This window comes from Bhargavaea cecembensis (assembly GCF_001619585.1).
GTDB lineage: Bacteria > Bacillota > Bacilli > Bacillales_A > Planococcaceae > Bhargavaea > Bhargavaea cecembensis_A.
On record NZ_LQNT01000010.1, the window covers coordinates 1 to 14958 of the forward strand.

A 14958-nucleotide genomic window follows, 5' to 3' on the forward strand; every position below is an offset into this window, starting at 1 on the left:
AGATGGAACCCAGGCTACTTATACAATTACTGTAAAAGAAAGTAGCGTAGTAGAAGTTCATGCTCCTAACAAAGCACCGGAACATTTGGAAATTGTAAAAACGATTGAAGAACCAACGGATGAAGAAAAAGGCTCCATAACCGTAGCTCATGCTACAAAGGTAATAGAAATGCTGAGAGCTCTTGCAGCAACAGATGGTTCTAAACAAACTTATGAAGTAATTCGAGAAAATGGTAAGGTGAAAGGCGCGGGCAATAAATTAGCAACAGATGACCAACTTGTTGTCACAGCAGAAGATGGAACCCAGGCTACTTATATGATTATTGCAGATGAGAGCAGCGAAGTAGAAGTTCACGCTCCTAACAAAGCACCGGAACATTTGGAAATTGTAAAAACGATTGAAGAGCCAACAGATGAAGAAAAAGGCTCCATAACCGTAGCAAACGCTACAAAGGTAAAAGAAATGTTAAGAGCCCTTGCAGCAACAGATGGTTCAAAACAAACCTATGAAGTAACCGGTAAAAATGGCAAGGTGAAAGGCGCTGGAAACAAATTAGCAACTGATGACCAACTTGTTGTCACAGCAGAAGATGGAACCCAGGCTACCTATACCATTATTGAAGAACCTGCTCAATAAAACAAAACGAAACATTCCTTTATAAAAGATCTAGATAGTGGAAGAAGTAGAACTTGAATACCCCATGGCGATCATACCTTTTTGTTTGAGGTATTAATCGTCATGGGTTTTTTAATTATATTAAGAAATCTTTAAATTTTGGACTGCGGATTATTAAGGCGCCAGGACAGCATATAAAACAAAAATTAAGACAATTAACCATGTAATTGAATAGTAATACAAGTTTATATTGACGTTATATGAAATTAATAATCGTTTGATATAGTAGCACATGGTAGAGCGATTGCTAATATGTGACAATTTATTTTTGGAAAAGGAGGATAGACGAAAATATAGTCAATTTACTGTGGAGGTGCAAAAATGGTAGTCGAATTTTTACTCATTCTGTTATTAGCTTCTTTAGCCCTGTTTTTGGGGGTTAGGGATAAGAAAATAAACGATAAAAACGTCGCAAGTATCCCAGTACGGGTAAATGTAAATGGGATTAGAGGTAAATCAACCGTTACCAGATTGATAACTGGCGTTTTGCAAGAAGCGGGATATCATACAGTTGGAAAAACGACAGGAACCGATGCGAGAATGCTCTACTGGTTTGATTCCAAAGAAGATCCTATTAAGAGAAGACTGGAAGGTCCGAATATAGGTGAACAAAGAAAGGTCTTAGCCAAAGCTGCTGAGTTAAACGCTGATGCTCTCGTGAGCGAGTGTATGGCCGTAAAGCCAGATTATCAAATAGTTTTCCAAGAAAAACTGTTACAAGCAAATATCGCTTTAATCGTTAATGTTTTAGAAGATCATATGGATGTTTTAGGGCCGACATTAGAAGAGGTGGCAGATTCATTTTCTGAAGCAATACCCTATAACGGCGACCTGATTATTAATGATAGTCCCTATGTTCCTCACTTTAAGCAAATGGCTAAGAAACGGAATACAAAGGTCCATGTATGTGACACGTCTGTAGTTTCTGAAGAATTCCTTAAAAAATTCGAGTATATGGTATTCCCGGAAAATGCAGCATTAGCACTAGCAGTTGCCGATGTTCTCGGTATCGATCATGAAACGGCACGTAAAGGAATGTTGAAAGCTTGGCCGGATCCAGGTGCCATGGAGATACTTCCCATTGGTGATGTAGATAATCCTAGTTATTTAGTGAATGGGTTTGCTGCTAACGACCCCACTTCCACACTCAATATATGGGAGCGTGTGGAACAACTGAGTTATCCTACAGACGATCCAGTTGTGATTATGAATACTCGATCGGATCGGGTGGATCGTACGGAACAATTTGTTCAGCAAGTTTTGCCAAATATACAAGCAGAAACACTGGTTGCAATGGGAGACAGCACGGGGCTTATAGCAGATGCGTATAAGAGAGGGGAATTCCCCGTCAAAAACCTTTTAAATCTGGAAAATGCCAGTACCGATGAAGTTGTGCGAGCACTCCAACCCTACTTATCCGGTAAAAGTATTTATGGAGTCGGAAATATCCATGGCGGAGCAGATAAGCTGGTAGCTCAGCTTGAGCAAATGAAAATAACAAAAGAAATTGCTTAAAGGGAGAGGAAGTAAAAAATGTTTACATTTGATACGGGAGATATTTATTTAGCAATAACTGCAGGAGTTATTCTCAGCTTGTTTTACACAGAACGGACAGGAGCCATTCCAGCGGGGTTAGTCGTACCCGGTTATATTGCCTTGATGGTAATCTCTCCAGTGAGTATTGTTGCTACGTTTATGATCAGCTTTTTGACATTTTTAGTCGTCATGAAGGTGATTGGGAAATTTACAATCTTATATGGAAGAAGAAAATTTACAGCTATGATCACCACCGGAATCATTATGAAAGCAATTTTTGACTTTGCATTTCCCCAATTTATTCCGGCGTCAGTTAGTGGATTGATTGCTATAGGGATTATCGTTCCTGGCTTGATTGCAAATACGATTGAGAAACAAGGGGTCCTGCCAACAGTCGGAAGTACATTATTACTTAGCGGACTAACCTTGGGGATCGTTGTTGCATCGAACTTAATTTAAGGAGGAATGATAAAAATGGAATCTACTGTGAGAATTGATGAAAAGGTAAAAAGAACAAAGCAAGCCAAACAAACACAACCGACATTGACCTTTAAACAATGGGTGTTAAAAGCAGTCAAAATACAAAAGAAAAGGACAAGCAGGGATTCCATAACGGGATTAATCATCACTGCCGTCCTCTTTTTAATTACTTTAATGTGATCGAACAAAAAGTAGCTGATTGCTTAGTAGACTAACCTTCAGGACCGCATCTAACTATATTTGAGGAGGAATTATGAATGCAATCTATTATTGAAGAAAAGGTAAAAAAAACAAAACAAACACAGCAAACAACTGAACAGAGACTAACCTTTAAACAATGGGTGTTAAAAACAGTCAAAATACAAAAGAAAAGGACAAGTACGGATTCCATAACAGGGCTAATCATTACTGCCGTCCTCTTTTTAGCTGCTTTGATGTGATTGGATATGCTTAACAAGAAAGGTTTCTTATACAAAAGTAGGTATTACATTTTTATCGGTTTGGGTTTGCTTCTGCTACTTTTCATCATACTAAATGTCAGTGGCAGTGGTGGCCCACAATTAACAGACAATAATGACTTGATCCTTAATGATACAACGCAGGAAGAGGAAAAGGGCTCCTATGGCGTATCATCTGATAGTTCTGTTGCAACGGAAGTAGGTATGAGAATAATCGAACAAGGAGGTAATGCTGTTGACGCTGCCATAGCAGTGAGTTTTGTTTTGGGTGTTGCGGAGCCGTATGGATCGGGAATTGGTGGAGGCGGAACGATGCTAATTCATCCAAATAACGGCGAAGACCCAGTTGTTTATGATTACCGGGAAACCGCCCCGGAAGGTACATTGCCTTCAAGTGATATAGGGATACCGGGGTTTGTTAAAGGTATGTACAAGGTTCATGATGATTTTGGAACAAAGAATATGGAACAGCTCATGGATCCGGCTATCCATTTTGCTGCAAATGGTGTGACGGTTTCTGAAACACTGCATCATGCATTGGAAGAATCAGAGCACCTGCCCGATTTGAACCATTACTTCCCTGATGGAGAACCTATTGAGGCGGGAGAAGTATTGGTACAAAAACAACTAGCGGAAACGTTGGAAGATATCAAAGAAAATGGGCCAAGTGCTTTTTATCAAGGAGACATTGCAAGTGCAATTAACGATGAGGAAGAGGATATAAAAGAGAATGATTTAGAATCCTATGAGGTGGAAGTCAAAGAGCCCTTACAAGGTGAATTTGGTGACTATGAAGTTTTAGCGCCACCTCCGCCTTCTGGAGGGATCATGTTAATTCAAGTTTTAGAAATGGCGGAGTCGTTACAAATTGAAGATACCAAAGATCATCCTTTGGACTTTTCGTTAATGATGGGGTTGATTAATAGAATCAGTTACAGTGATCGTTTAGAAAATGTCGGGGACCCTGACTATACCGATGTCCCAACAGATGAAATGCTATCAGACGATCATATTAATCATCTCGTATCCGAAGTCAATGGCCTTGAGTTATCGGAAGAATATCGCCATGATTTGGAGTCAGATGCTGATATTGAAGATCATGGAGACACCACACACTTTGTGGTAGTAGACAAAAATGGGATGATGGTATCCGTAACGAATACGCTAAGCAGTTCCTTTGGATCAGGGGAATATGTGAATGGCTTTTTCTTAAATGATCAATTAAAAAACTTTAGTAATCGAGAAGATTCACCAAACAGACCTGAACCCGGCAAACGCCCATTTAGTTATACAACACCGACGATATTAACCAAAAACGGGTCTCCTGCCATAGGGATTGGAAGTGCTGGAGGAAGAAAAATTACATCCATGGTTGCTCAACAGTTAGTAAAAATGATTAAGTTTAATGAACCCATTCAAGAATCAGTAAACAACCCACGAGCATTTTTGGAGTTTAACGAGGATATCTTACAAGTTGAGCCGGATTATGTGCTCTTAAAGAATCCTGAAGACCTTGGGATTGAAGTTCAAAATATTGGTAACACCACTTACTTTGGGAGTGTACAGGGATTGGTTATTAATGACGAATCCGGTGAAATTCATGGGTTCAGTGATAATAATAGAGACGGCACTTGGATGTCAAAATGATCCATTAAAAGGCCTCTCTGAATGCTGCATCCTCAGCAGCCCTCTGCCTTCCTTACAACGGAAGCGGCAGCTCCCGGTAGCAGGCAGATGCCTGCCTGACCTGGGTAACGACCTTCTCAGCATAAGCTGAGGAGGTTTTTAGGTCTTTCACTGAATTGGTGGGAGGCCTTTTTCCATCCTTTAGTTACATGCCCCATCTCTTCATTACTACTGTGTCCACATCAGTCGGTCAGGAAGGATTATCATATTTTTTATAGAAGTTATCTAAGGTTCCCTCTCAAGTTTTATAAAACAAGTTTTATAAAAAGGGAATACCGAAATGAAGTATCGGATTGAGAACCTTAATTTCGATTTAAAATTAATAGGAACTTGCAGATATACCTTGTATAGAATATTGAGAAATACTTGCGAAGATATTTTAAGGAGGAATTTATGCACAACATTACAAGAATGAAAATCGAAAAGCCGGTCGGTGACGTGTTCGAAGCCTTCGTTGACCCTTCAAAAATAGGGGGTTTTTGGTTCTCTTCCAGTTCTGAACGATGGGAAGAAGGTAAGGTCATTACACTCAGATATGATGAATATGAAGCACAGGGTGATATAAAAATAAAGGAAATTGATTTAAACGAAAAAATCGTGTTTCACTGGGGCACGAATGAAGAAGGAAATAAGGTTACGATCATCCTGAATGAACTGGGTCATTCTGAAAGCATCATTGAAATCACTGAAGAAGGTTTTAATGAAAATGATGAAAATATCATAAGCGTAATGTTGGATAACAAAGAGGGTTGGGTCTACATGTTAACTTGTCTGAAAGGGTATTTGGAGTATGGTGTTCATTTGAGGGCTTCACTGATCCATTAAACTTCAATTGAGATCAGCCAAATTACCGTTCATCATTATAAAAAGGCCAAAAGAGACTAACCAGGGAAAACTGGTTAGCCTCTTTTGGCGTGTTCCTTAAATCTTGATGTCGATCTCCGCATTTTCCTTCAACTTTTCAACTTGCTGAACGAGTTGTTCCTGCTGTTTTTGCTGTTGAAGAGATTGTTCGATTTGTGGTTTCATTTCTTCTAGTTTTGGTACTTCTTGATTCGCAGCCTTGCCTTGTTCCGCATATTGGTCGTAGGTTGTTTGAATTTCTTCATCGCTGACTTCACCTGCAGGAACTTCTTTCTCAACGTACTGTTGAAGTTGAATGTCCTGGGCTACTTGAGCTTTAAGTGATTTCATATCCATGCCGGATTCTTTAAGAGCTGCTTCGAATTCTTCTTCAGTTTTAAATTGTCCTTTTACTTCATCCAGTTTCTCATTGATGTCTGACTCTGAAGCCTGATAGCCTTTTTGATCCGCCTCTTGCAGAAGAAGCGTCTGTCCGACGAGGCTGTCAATGGTCTGGGTTTTTATTTGCTCTGCAGCTTCTTTAGAAGTAGGGTCTTGTCCCATTTGCTGCATTTGTCCCTGTGAAGAGGCTAAAGCGTTATTGTATTGGCTGCCCATAATTTCTTCATCATTCACTATGGCAACGGTTTTCTCTTCATCGATTTGCTGTTCTTCTAACTTCTTTTGCATGTCTTCCATTTGCTTCTGCTGATCGGCTTCCGCTGTCATGGCTTTATCCTCATTGTTGGCTCCATCGCTTTCTTCATTTCCTCCGCATGCCGCCAAAACAACTGCCAAAAAACCGTTCATGAATAGAGTCATCATTTTTTTCATGAATAACGATCTCCTTCCTCAGACAAGAAGTCTATCCTGGCATTATAAAGCATCTATAATAGAAATAAAGCGTTATGGGCCATTCTTAATCGGATTGTAAAAGGACTGAAATCCGTTTAAATAATTGTAATAACGACTCGTTACTAACCAACTTAGGGGCTTCTCACTGGTTTTAATGACTACCGGGAAGCCTTTTTCATTTGTCCGTTCTGTTATAATCGGGCTTATGTGATATGCCCCAGTCTGGGGTTTTAGGTCAGTTCCTGCATAAGGGGGAGAACGAGATGGAAATCGTATATTTTGCAGGGGGATGTTTATGGGGAGTTCAAGCTTTTATAAAGACCTTACCCGGGGTTCAGTTTACAGAAGCGGGAAGGGCCAATGGAACATCTGACACACTTGATGGCGACTATGATGGTTATGCCGAATGTGTCAAAACCGGATTTGATCCGGCAGTGGTCACCATCAGGGAATTGATGGGGTATTTCTTTGAAATCATTGATCCGTACAGTTTGAATCAACAAGGACAGGATGTCGGGGAGAAATACAGAACCGGAGTCTATAGTGAAAAGGAAGAACACTTAAAAGAAGCGAAGGCATTTCTTCGTGCGAGAAGTGATGATGAACAGATTGTTGTTGAAGTATTGCCTCTTTCAAACTATGTGAGAAGTGCAGAAGAACACCAAGACCGGTTAGCCAGATACCCGAACGATTATTGTCATATCCCGGAAGAACTATTAAGTAAATATAAGTGATGGGCGCACAAGGCCCCTCAACCATTCGCTGAATGGTGAGAGGCCTTTTTGCATGGATATTTTCAGCAAGACATGAGGAGGTTTTTGTCCTCTGGAGTCTTTCTGTATTCTGGTCCGTACCAATTTTAAATGGGTTCAGGTGTTTTTTTCTCTGGAACAATCAACAAAAAAACGATGGTAAAATTCGTTAGTTCATTATATATTTTTTACTAAGAGGTAAATCAAATTGGTCATGAAACCAGTATAAGGATTTTTCCTCCGTACACTTCTAAATGATCGCTGATGCTTTCACAGTCGGCGTTATATGTGACTCGATAAGGGAGTATGATGCAACGTCAGGCAATACTTGCCCTGCAGCTTGGCCAAGCGTTTATCACTATTAAAAACATTATTTATACCGAGGAGACAAGGATGAACACAAAACAGATCACCGAGTTGCTTGATACGCATCAATATCAGGATGCCTTAAAGCTCTTTACCGAAGCCTTCCAAAAGCCGGAGCCGGTCAAGCTTTCTGCAATCCGGGAGTTCCTGGATCAGCCCGAGGAAACGATCCAGGAGATTCTGACCATCATGGACGCCGCATTGATGAGCCGCTGGGGCAGAATCGTTGCCCGATACAGTCACAGGAAGCTGAAGACGCCGAACACACTGATCTGGTATTGCCAGGAGTTGATCGATGAAAATAAGCTGATCGAAGCGGAAGAGCTTCTAAAGAACCTGGAGAAGAGTGATCTGCCTGCCAAAACAGCAGAAAAACTGTATTTCAACCTGGCAGACCTGCTGATCCGGATGCGGCGATTCAACGAGGGCCGTCTGTACTTGGAAAAATGCGCCGGATTGACAACGGAATCAATGGCGATCCGGGAGTCTTATTATTATCTCTATCGGGGTGAATGGACGGAAGCGACTCAGCTTCTGGAAGACGGAAAACAGGACGAGAAAAACGGAGAGATTGCTTATGCCCTTCTGGCGCAGCATTACAGCTTGCGTGGAGATTACGGGAAAGCGGAACTGGCCGTTAACGAAGGCCTGAACGAGTATCCGTTCTGTCCAAAGCTGCTGGCGGAAAAAATAAGGATTCTATACGCACAAAAAAATTGGCCACAAATGCGGGAAACCATTTCCGTGCTCAATAGGATCTCCCCATTTCATGACTACCGCAAGCTGTTCGGGTTTTACGAAGCAACCAGCTTATATAAAGAGCAAAAATGGGGGGAACTCGAGCAGTTTCTCTCAGTTCATCCTGATCTCCGGCAGGACACACTTTTTAAAAGGTTCAGCAGCAGTAAAGCACACACTGCGAAACAACTGTCCTACAGGCAAGTTGTCCAGAATTATAACTACTGTCTGCCGGCCAGTGCTGAAATGCTCCTCAGCATGTTTTCAGCCGAAATCACCCAGGAGGCAATAGCAGAAGCGATATTTGAGAATAACGGTTCCCAGGTGTCCAAAGTGATCAGCTTCTTCAGAGAGACGGGATACCACAGCGTCCTTTTCCACGGAAATGAAGAACGTTATAAAAAGCTGATCGATCTTGGGGCAGGTGTTCTCATTACGATTGACTATCCGATCGAATCACACGTCCAGGTACTTACCGGATACGATGATCATCTTGAAGTGTTCACCGTGCAGGACCCGAATTTCCGCGAGGTGCATACCGTGGATTATGAGGAGCTGGACAAGGAATTCGGAAATAACCATGCTCTGTCGTTGGCGGTTCTGCCGATCAGTGAAAAGGCCAAACTCAAATTTCTGGATGAACGTGAGCATGAGATTGCCGGCAGGATGCTGCTTCTGACAGAAAACTGTGACCAGCCGCTGAGCTTGGAAGATACTGAATTCCTCAGGGTTCATATGGAACATCCGATTGTGGCGATCTATAGCGCAAAATATCTTTCCCGCATGATTGATAAAAACATGCTGGAAGGCATGATTCAGGTACTGAATCAGACGCTTTCGGATTCTGTCTACCGGGATCTGATAACTGCATTGGCTTATGTCCAGGCGAATGAGGGGGATATGGCGAGAAAAGTGCTTGAGGGCATGACCGGAGGCTCCCGGATTTCAACCTATTGGTATCTGTTGGGAAGGCTTAGCGCGGACAAAGGGGAGTTTCAGCAGGCTGCGGGAGAGTTCCGAAGGGCGGCCGAGTTGGAACCGAATGATTCGAGCCTGTGGTCATATCAGGCGATTTCCGTTACCCATGCCGGGGATTTATCTGAAGGTCTGCGGCTATCTGAAATTGCACTTGAGATCAATGGCACCGATGACTTTGCGCTTGTCAATCACGGCATGATCCTGTTTAGTGCGGGGCGGTATGAGGAAGCCAGAGATTGCTTTACTAAAGCCCTCCGCATCAAAAAGAACAGCTCCCATATCTGGTTTGAAAGAGCCTGCTGCGATCTGGAGCTTGAAAAGTATCATCAAGCGGTCAGGGGCTTTTCAGTCGCCATTTCCCTGGACCCGGCCAACCCTCAGCCTTATCGGGACCTCGCTCTCATTTATGAACTGGTTCATGAAGATGCCGAAGCGGCTGAAGCGATGCTTAGAAAAGGTCTGGAAGCCACAGAAAATGCTTATCTGCTGCTTGTAGAGATGGGTGAACATGGAGAACGTTCAAAGAACATTGAAATGGCCCGGTCGTATTACACAAAAGCGACGGAGAAGGAGCCTGAGAACCCGGAGGCCTGGGTGAGCCTGGCGACCCTGATCAAAGAAGAAGGAAATCTTGATGAATTCCTTAGGACCATGAACGGACTGAAGGAGCGGTTTGGTGGAAGTCATGAATTCCTGATTAACGGAGGGAAATTGATCTGTGAAGCTGCGGGCCAGTCGGAGGATCCGGGGACATACATGGAGCAGGGGCTTGGCTTCATGGAAGAAGGCATCAGGATGGTCGGAATAAGCCTCCATGAAGCGCTCGAGCTCTATACCGGAATGATCCGGGATTCCCTTTCATACAGGAGAGGCATCAGGTTTCTTGAAGATGAGCGCAGCGGTAAAGAGGATGATCGCTTGTTCCTCTTCCATGCGGGCGCCCTTTATGGAGACAGCGGTAATTACGGAAAGGCAAAAAAGTATTTGGAACAGGCACTGGAACTTAAAGAAGAGATTCTGACATTGTCCAAGCTGGGAGATATCCATTTCAAGATGGAAGACAATGAACAGGCTGTCCTCTACTATAAACGGGTTCTGAAGCTGGATCCTTCCAATGAGCAGGCTTTCCTGGACCTTGCTTCTGTTGCAAACAAAACGGAGAACCGGCATGAAGAGCTTCATTATTTATTGGAAGCATTTAAGGTCAATCCGTATGCCATCCCGGTGGAAAAGGCTGCCGACCTGATGGATCAGCAACAGCTTCGGAAGTTTTTAAGCGATATCCAAGGTCTGGATAAGGAAAAGTTTGATGAAGCTTTCCTGTACGATAGCATGGCGACCATTTACGGGAAGCTTGGCCAATTGGACCGGGAGGAAGAGTATCTGGCCAAAGCATTGGAAGCTTCACCGGAAATGCCCCACCTGCTTCATCAGCAGGCCAAGTTCCTGTTCAGAAAAGGAGAGCAAAAGCAGGCCCGGAAGCTTCTGCTGCAACTGATAGAAAGTCATGTTGACGAACAGGAATTCTACGAAACACTTATTGAATTCTTCCACGGGAAATCATTGGGCAAGCTGAAAACCCAGCTTGGGACACTGAAGCTCCCAGCACAGGAAATAAGCACGGCATTGATGTACAGCGCCGCTGCTCTGGAAAAAGTGGTCGTTCCTTTGATGGCTGAGCAGACCGAGAAACTAGGGGTCTTCAAAAAGTGGATCGGGGCTGCGCAAACCACCCTGCAGCTGGGCGTCCTGATCGACCTCTATGAAACTGCGATTCAAAAGAACAGGGAGAATGTCCAGGCCGCAGTCTGGTTCGCGGACTTTTACATGGCAACCTTCCTTGTCGGGGACGCAATCAAAACCCTGGAAACCTCACTGTCTCATCACTGGGATGATGACCTTGCCTATAAGCTGGTATTGCTCTATATCCATGAGCAGGAGACATTCAGTGAGAAGAAACGGGAGCGGCATCTGGTGAAGGCGCAGTCTCTATTGGATCAGCTGCAAAGCCGGCATCAGGAACCGGACTATTTATTCCAGCTTGGGTTCTCCCTGTTTCTGCAGGGGGACTATCCGAAAGCTGAAGACACCTACCTGGCATGCTTAAAGTTGGATCCGGAGACCGAGAATGCACACTTCTTCCTGGGTAAAATCTATGCGGAAATGGAGCAATATCCAAAAGCAGAGCAGGCGATGAAGAAAGCGATCGAGCAGGCACCCGAAGATCCCGATGCCTGGAATGAGCTTGGAATCATTTACCGGATGCAGGACAGGACGCATGAAGCGCTACACTGCATCGAGCATGCCACCACCCTTCATCCGGATGATCTGTTCTTCCAATACAATCGGGCGTGCTATCTGTCATTGCTCGGACGTTACGAAGAATCATCCCGGCAACTGGAAAGAGTTTTTGAACTGGACGAAGAAGAAATGTTTCTGGAGTTGTCGGATGACGACGAAGATCTTGAACCATTGAAGCAAGCCGGGCATTTTCCTCTCGTAAGGGAAGGGTGAAGTAAAAGGCCTCTCAACCATTCGCTGAATGGTGAGAGGCCTTTTTCCGTGGGTCAATTAAACCGGCAATTCATCCGGGAAAAACGCTGCCCGGCCTTTTTCCCGCTTATCCAGCATGATTTGTTCCGGCTGGATGCCCTGTGCCCGCAAGACGTCAATGTTTTGTGAAAGGAACTCATCGCTGCCGACAATATAGAAAAGCCCGTCCTGGTCAGCCGCAAGCTTTTTCACTTCTTCATAGTAGTCTCCACGTCGGTCAACAAACTGTGCCGTGAACTTTTTCTCCGGTGCGGATTCAAAGACATCCGTGAATAAGAAGTCCTTTGTTGAATCGATATTGAGGGAATGGATCCGGCTGACGTTGTCAGCTCGCTCGAGGTATTCAAGCACAAGCGGTCTGAATGTGGCCAGGCCGACACCGGATGACAGCAGATAAACATTTCTGTTTTCCCGTCTTAGCGGGACATTCGAATGCGTTTTAAACAAAGCGACTTCATCGCCGGGTTTAAGGTTTCTCAGGATTGCTTTGTACTCGGAACAAAGTTCGCGGATCCGTGTTGTGATCCCGATTGCCTGTTCGTTCGGCAAAGTGGAGATGGACATATGGCGAACGAGGCTTTTGTTCGGCTTGTCACCGGCATTGAAGCCTTTCAGCCCGAGGTGGGTGTGGGAACCTTCTTCCCACACAAAGCCTTCGGGGAGGTCGAGCATATAGGTTTTGACCTCAGGTGTTTCATCAATGATCTGGTTAATCTTGGTCCAGTATATTTGCACGGTTTTTTCCCCTTTATCAGTGGTCTGCATCGCTACTGCTACTATACATCAGTTGATAACTATTCTCAATTATTCAATCGGGACAAGTACCAAAGTACCAAAAACCCTCGGCAACCGGTAACAGTTGCCGAGGGGGTTCAGTTATGACTCCAAACACAACACGATGATCCGGTACGGTGTGGTCTGGGCGGGGATGCTTCGGGTCGTGGGCCCATACGATACGATTAAGTCCCGGCCTCCCGGGTATCTTGAGAAAAGTTGGCCATTTGTAAATAGGATTTGAGTGTACTGGGATAAATTCAGCTTTAACTCTCCATCGCTGCTGACCAATTGATTGTCGAAGTGATCCACTTTTATGTTTTGGTCAGGGTGCTCTCTGACCATGACAATGGCCTGATATTGCGGAGGGTAAATCAGAATAGCCGGCAAATCTCCATTATAATATCCGGTCACACGGTCTCCGACACGAACAATATCATGATCCACAAAGTAAGTGGAGGGGGTCACGATGAAATTCACAATTGAGCCCAGCTCATTTTCCAGCGTAAATAATTGGCTGCAGCCCTGGTTGTAGCCGGGGTTAAAATCACTGATCGCCGTGACCGTTCCCTGAAACGAATAAAAGTTAGTCATTCAACACCCCAAACCTTCTATTCATGATTTGTTCAGGTGCAAAAATTCACTGACGGTATCCGCATATGGCTCTTTAGGATATTCCTTATAGAACTGACTGGCGAGCCGTACCGGGTCACCGAAAAAGTATCGTTCATATTGTGTTTCCCGGGTTCCGAATGAACTCATCGTCAGATCCCAGGCCAGCCGGAAGACCTTTACCCGATCTTCAGCTGACTTTGTCGCCCCTTGAAGATACTGGTCAAGATCCTTTCTGATACTCGATTGAAATGCATTTTCGGTCGGCAATGTAATCATTCCGCTGGCTCCCATGATCTGAATAATCTCTGTGAATCGGGGATACATTTTGGGGAAGACAACACCAGCAGCATTCAGTGGAATCACATCGGGGCGCAACATCCCATGATCATCCAGGGATGCATGATTTTCCGCTTTCTCCCGCAGCGCCTTCATCGTTTCCAGGCCGAGCATGATTTCTGTTATTTTTTCCTGGATATGCTGATAGTCATTAATCTTGATCGTTTCAACCAGTAACTGTGCAACACCCAAGATGAATTCCGTTTTTGCGATCTGCCTTGTAATGACCTGATGTTTGGCAAATGCATGGAAGGAACTTTGTGTGATAAATTCTTCGGCTACTTCACCGTTGTTATAATAAAATACGCGTTCCCATGGAACCAGAACGTTGTCGAATACGACAATGCTGTCGATTTCCTCGTATCGTGAACTCAGGGGGTGATCGAACCGGGAAGGGCCTCCCATAAACGTGTCCCGACAAATAAATCTTAATCCCTTTGTATTGGAGGGAATGGAGAACGCGAATGCTTCGTCTTCATTAAACAAGAATCTGCCTACGCTGAAAACCAGCACTTCATCGGTTAATCCGCCCTGTGTGGCAAGCAACCGCGCGCCTTTCACCACTATTCCATCATCTTTAACATCCACAACCTTCAACGCAATCGGCTCTTTGCTGTTCTCGATATAGATTTGGGAACGGTTGACCTGAGGGCTGATAAAGGTGTGTGTAAACGACAGGTCCTTTTCCCTGGCGCTTTTATAAAAGGCAGTCAGGTTTTGCGGAAAACAATTTCCTTTGCCCTCCAGAAAGCCTGCGGAAGACGCAAAGCTCATTAAAACGGTGTTCAAATAATCAGGACTTCTGCCCATCATTCCAAAAGTCTGCTTTGCCCACAGTTCAGACGCTTTTCGCTTTTTTATTAAATCCTCAATGCTTTTTGGCTGCATGTAAGACAGCCCGATCCGATTGCCCGTTTCAGGGGACAGGAACGTCATGTCACTTTTGTATTTGGGATTAAGCTGCAGATCGTAAAGGGCAGCTTTTTCCTGAAGAATTCCTTTAAAGACAGGGTGTTCGGAAATGGCACCCTCGATTTTTTTCCCGTCTAACCACACTTCGTTATTCAGCTGATTAATCCGCTTCAGGTACTCTTTTCCGCTAATGGCTCCCATATGTTCACTCCCATCAGTCAATTAATCTTATGTAAAACGCAATTGGGGTGTGCGAAGCGGAAATTGCTGATCGCCTGTTCACATGTTATGCTGCCATTCTTTAGGATTATAACGGTCGTGTAGAATGAACAGAACGCGAAGAAGGCGAAAAACTGAACAAGTTTATGAGATTTAACTATTTGAATGTTATTATATATTG

General features: G+C 44.0%; 13 protein-coding genes. 9 read left to right on the forward strand and 4 right to left on the reverse strand.

The genetic code is table 11. The features are described 5' to 3' along the window. The 7 genes from AV656_RS16490 to AV656_RS09515 form a co-directional block, all read left to right on the forward strand. Nucleotides 1–637 (forward strand): hypothetical protein (locus AV656_RS16490; protein ID WP_197462235.1); only part of this gene is annotated, 637 nt, incomplete at its 5' end. A 360-nt stretch (nt 638–997) separates the two neighbouring features. Further along, complete coding sequence (gene pgsB / locus AV656_RS09490) at nt 998–2191, forward strand: poly-gamma-glutamate synthase PgsB (protein ID WP_063181341.1); 1194 nt, start codon at nt 998–1000, stop codon at nt 2189–2191. An 18-nt stretch (nt 2192–2209) separates the two neighbouring features. Then, the gene (pgsC, locus tag AV656_RS09495) at nt 2210–2671 is read left to right on the forward strand and encodes a poly-gamma-glutamate biosynthesis protein PgsC (protein WP_063181343.1); all 462 of its coding nucleotides are present in this window, start codon (nt 2210–2212) and stop codon (nt 2669–2671) included. Between the two features lie 15 nt (nt 2672–2686). Beyond that, complete coding sequence (locus tag AV656_RS09500; protein ID WP_063181345.1) at nt 2687–2872, forward strand: hypothetical protein; 186 nt, start codon at nt 2687–2689, stop codon at nt 2870–2872. Nucleotides 2873–2949: 77 nt separating this feature from the next. Further along, nucleotides 2950–3132: a hypothetical protein gene (locus tag AV656_RS09505; RefSeq protein ID WP_063181347.1), complete on the forward strand. Its 183-nt coding sequence runs from the start codon at nt 2950–2952 to the stop codon at nt 3130–3132. A 6-nt stretch (nt 3133–3138) separates the two neighbouring features. Then, on the forward strand, nt 3139–4797 hold the full coding sequence (locus tag AV656_RS09510; RefSeq protein ID WP_082818694.1) for a gamma-glutamyltransferase family protein: 1659 nt from the start codon (nt 3139–3141) through the stop codon (nt 4795–4797). 432 nt (nt 4798–5229) lie between these two features. Beyond that, nucleotides 5230–5661 carry an SRPBCC family protein gene (locus AV656_RS09515; protein ID WP_063181349.1) on the forward strand — a complete coding sequence of 144 codons (432 nt, stop codon included), beginning with the start codon at nt 5230–5232 and terminating at the stop codon, nt 5659–5661. A 96-nt stretch (nt 5662–5757) separates the two neighbouring features. Here the strand turns inward: AV656_RS09515 and AV656_RS09520 are convergent, their stop codons facing one another. Beyond that, nucleotides 5758–6513 (reverse strand): SurA N-terminal domain-containing protein, encoded by a 756-nt coding sequence (locus AV656_RS09520; RefSeq protein ID WP_063181351.1) that lies wholly within the window; start codon nt 6511–6513, stop codon nt 5758–5760. Between the two features lie 284 nt (nt 6514–6797). Here AV656_RS09520 and AV656_RS09525 point away from each other — a divergent pair, with 284 nt between their 5' ends. Both AV656_RS09525 and AV656_RS09530 read left to right on the forward strand, forming a co-directional pair. Next, complete coding sequence (locus AV656_RS09525) at nt 6798–7268, forward strand: peptide-methionine (S)-S-oxide reductase (protein ID WP_063181353.1); 471 nt, start codon at nt 6798–6800, stop codon at nt 7266–7268. A gap of 411 nt (nt 7269–7679) precedes the next feature. After that, nucleotides 7680–11882, forward strand: a complete 4203-nt coding sequence (locus AV656_RS09530; protein ID WP_063181355.1) for a tetratricopeptide repeat protein — start codon at nt 7680–7682, stop codon at nt 11880–11882. Nucleotides 11883–11939: 57 nt separating this feature from the next. Here the strand turns inward: AV656_RS09530 and AV656_RS09535 are convergent, their stop codons facing one another. From AV656_RS09535 to hpaB, 3 genes are all read right to left on the reverse strand, one after another. Continuing rightward, complete coding sequence (locus AV656_RS09535; protein WP_063181720.1) at nt 11940–12656, reverse strand: FAD-dependent oxidoreductase; 717 nt, start codon at nt 12654–12656, stop codon at nt 11940–11942. A gap of 141 nt (nt 12657–12797) precedes the next feature. After that, a complete protein-coding gene (locus AV656_RS09540; protein WP_063181356.1) occupies nt 12798–13289 on the reverse strand; it encodes a hypothetical protein in 492 nt (163 codons plus the stop codon). 21 nt (nt 13290–13310) lie between these two features. Further along, nucleotides 13311–14759 carry a 4-hydroxyphenylacetate 3-monooxygenase, oxygenase component gene (gene hpaB / locus AV656_RS09545; RefSeq protein WP_063181357.1) on the reverse strand — a complete coding sequence of 483 codons (1449 nt, stop codon included), beginning with the start codon at nt 14757–14759 and terminating at the stop codon, nt 13311–13313. Nucleotides 14760–14958: the final 199 nt, after the last annotated feature.

What these genes read in the sequence shown, in the direction of transcription:
- hpaB (WP_063181357.1), bottom strand. Translation starts at nt 14,759, where the DNA reads ATGGGAGCCATTAGCGGAAAAGAGTACCTGAAGCGGATTAATCAGCTG.
- AV656_RS09525 (WP_063181353.1), top strand. Translation starts at nt 6,798, where the DNA reads ATGGAAATCGTATATTTTGCAGGGGGATGTTTATGGGGAGTTCAAGCT.
- pgsC (WP_063181343.1), top strand. Translation starts at nt 2,210, where the DNA reads ATGTTTACATTTGATACGGGAGATATTTATTTAGCAATAACTGCAGGA.
- AV656_RS09530 (WP_063181355.1), top strand. Translation starts at nt 7,680, where the DNA reads ATGAACACAAAACAGATCACCGAGTTGCTTGATACGCATCAATATCAG.
- pgsB (WP_063181341.1), top strand. Translation starts at nt 998, where the DNA reads ATGGTAGTCGAATTTTTACTCATTCTGTTATTAGCTTCTTTAGCCCTG.
- AV656_RS09520 (WP_063181351.1), bottom strand. Translation starts at nt 6,513, where the DNA reads ATGAAAAAAATGATGACTCTATTCATGAACGGTTTTTTGGCAGTTGTT.
- AV656_RS09540 (WP_063181356.1), bottom strand. Translation starts at nt 13,289, where the DNA reads ATGACTAACTTTTATTCGTTTCAGGGAACGGTCACGGCGATCAGTGAT.
- AV656_RS09515 (WP_063181349.1), top strand. Translation starts at nt 5,230, where the DNA reads ATGCACAACATTACAAGAATGAAAATCGAAAAGCCGGTCGGTGACGTG.
- AV656_RS09510 (WP_082818694.1), top strand. Translation starts at nt 3,139, where the DNA reads ATGCTTAACAAGAAAGGTTTCTTATACAAAAGTAGGTATTACATTTTT.
- AV656_RS09500 (WP_063181345.1), top strand. Translation starts at nt 2,687, where the DNA reads ATGGAATCTACTGTGAGAATTGATGAAAAGGTAAAAAGAACAAAGCAA.
- AV656_RS09505 (WP_063181347.1), top strand. Translation starts at nt 2,950, where the DNA reads ATGCAATCTATTATTGAAGAAAAGGTAAAAAAAACAAAACAAACACAG.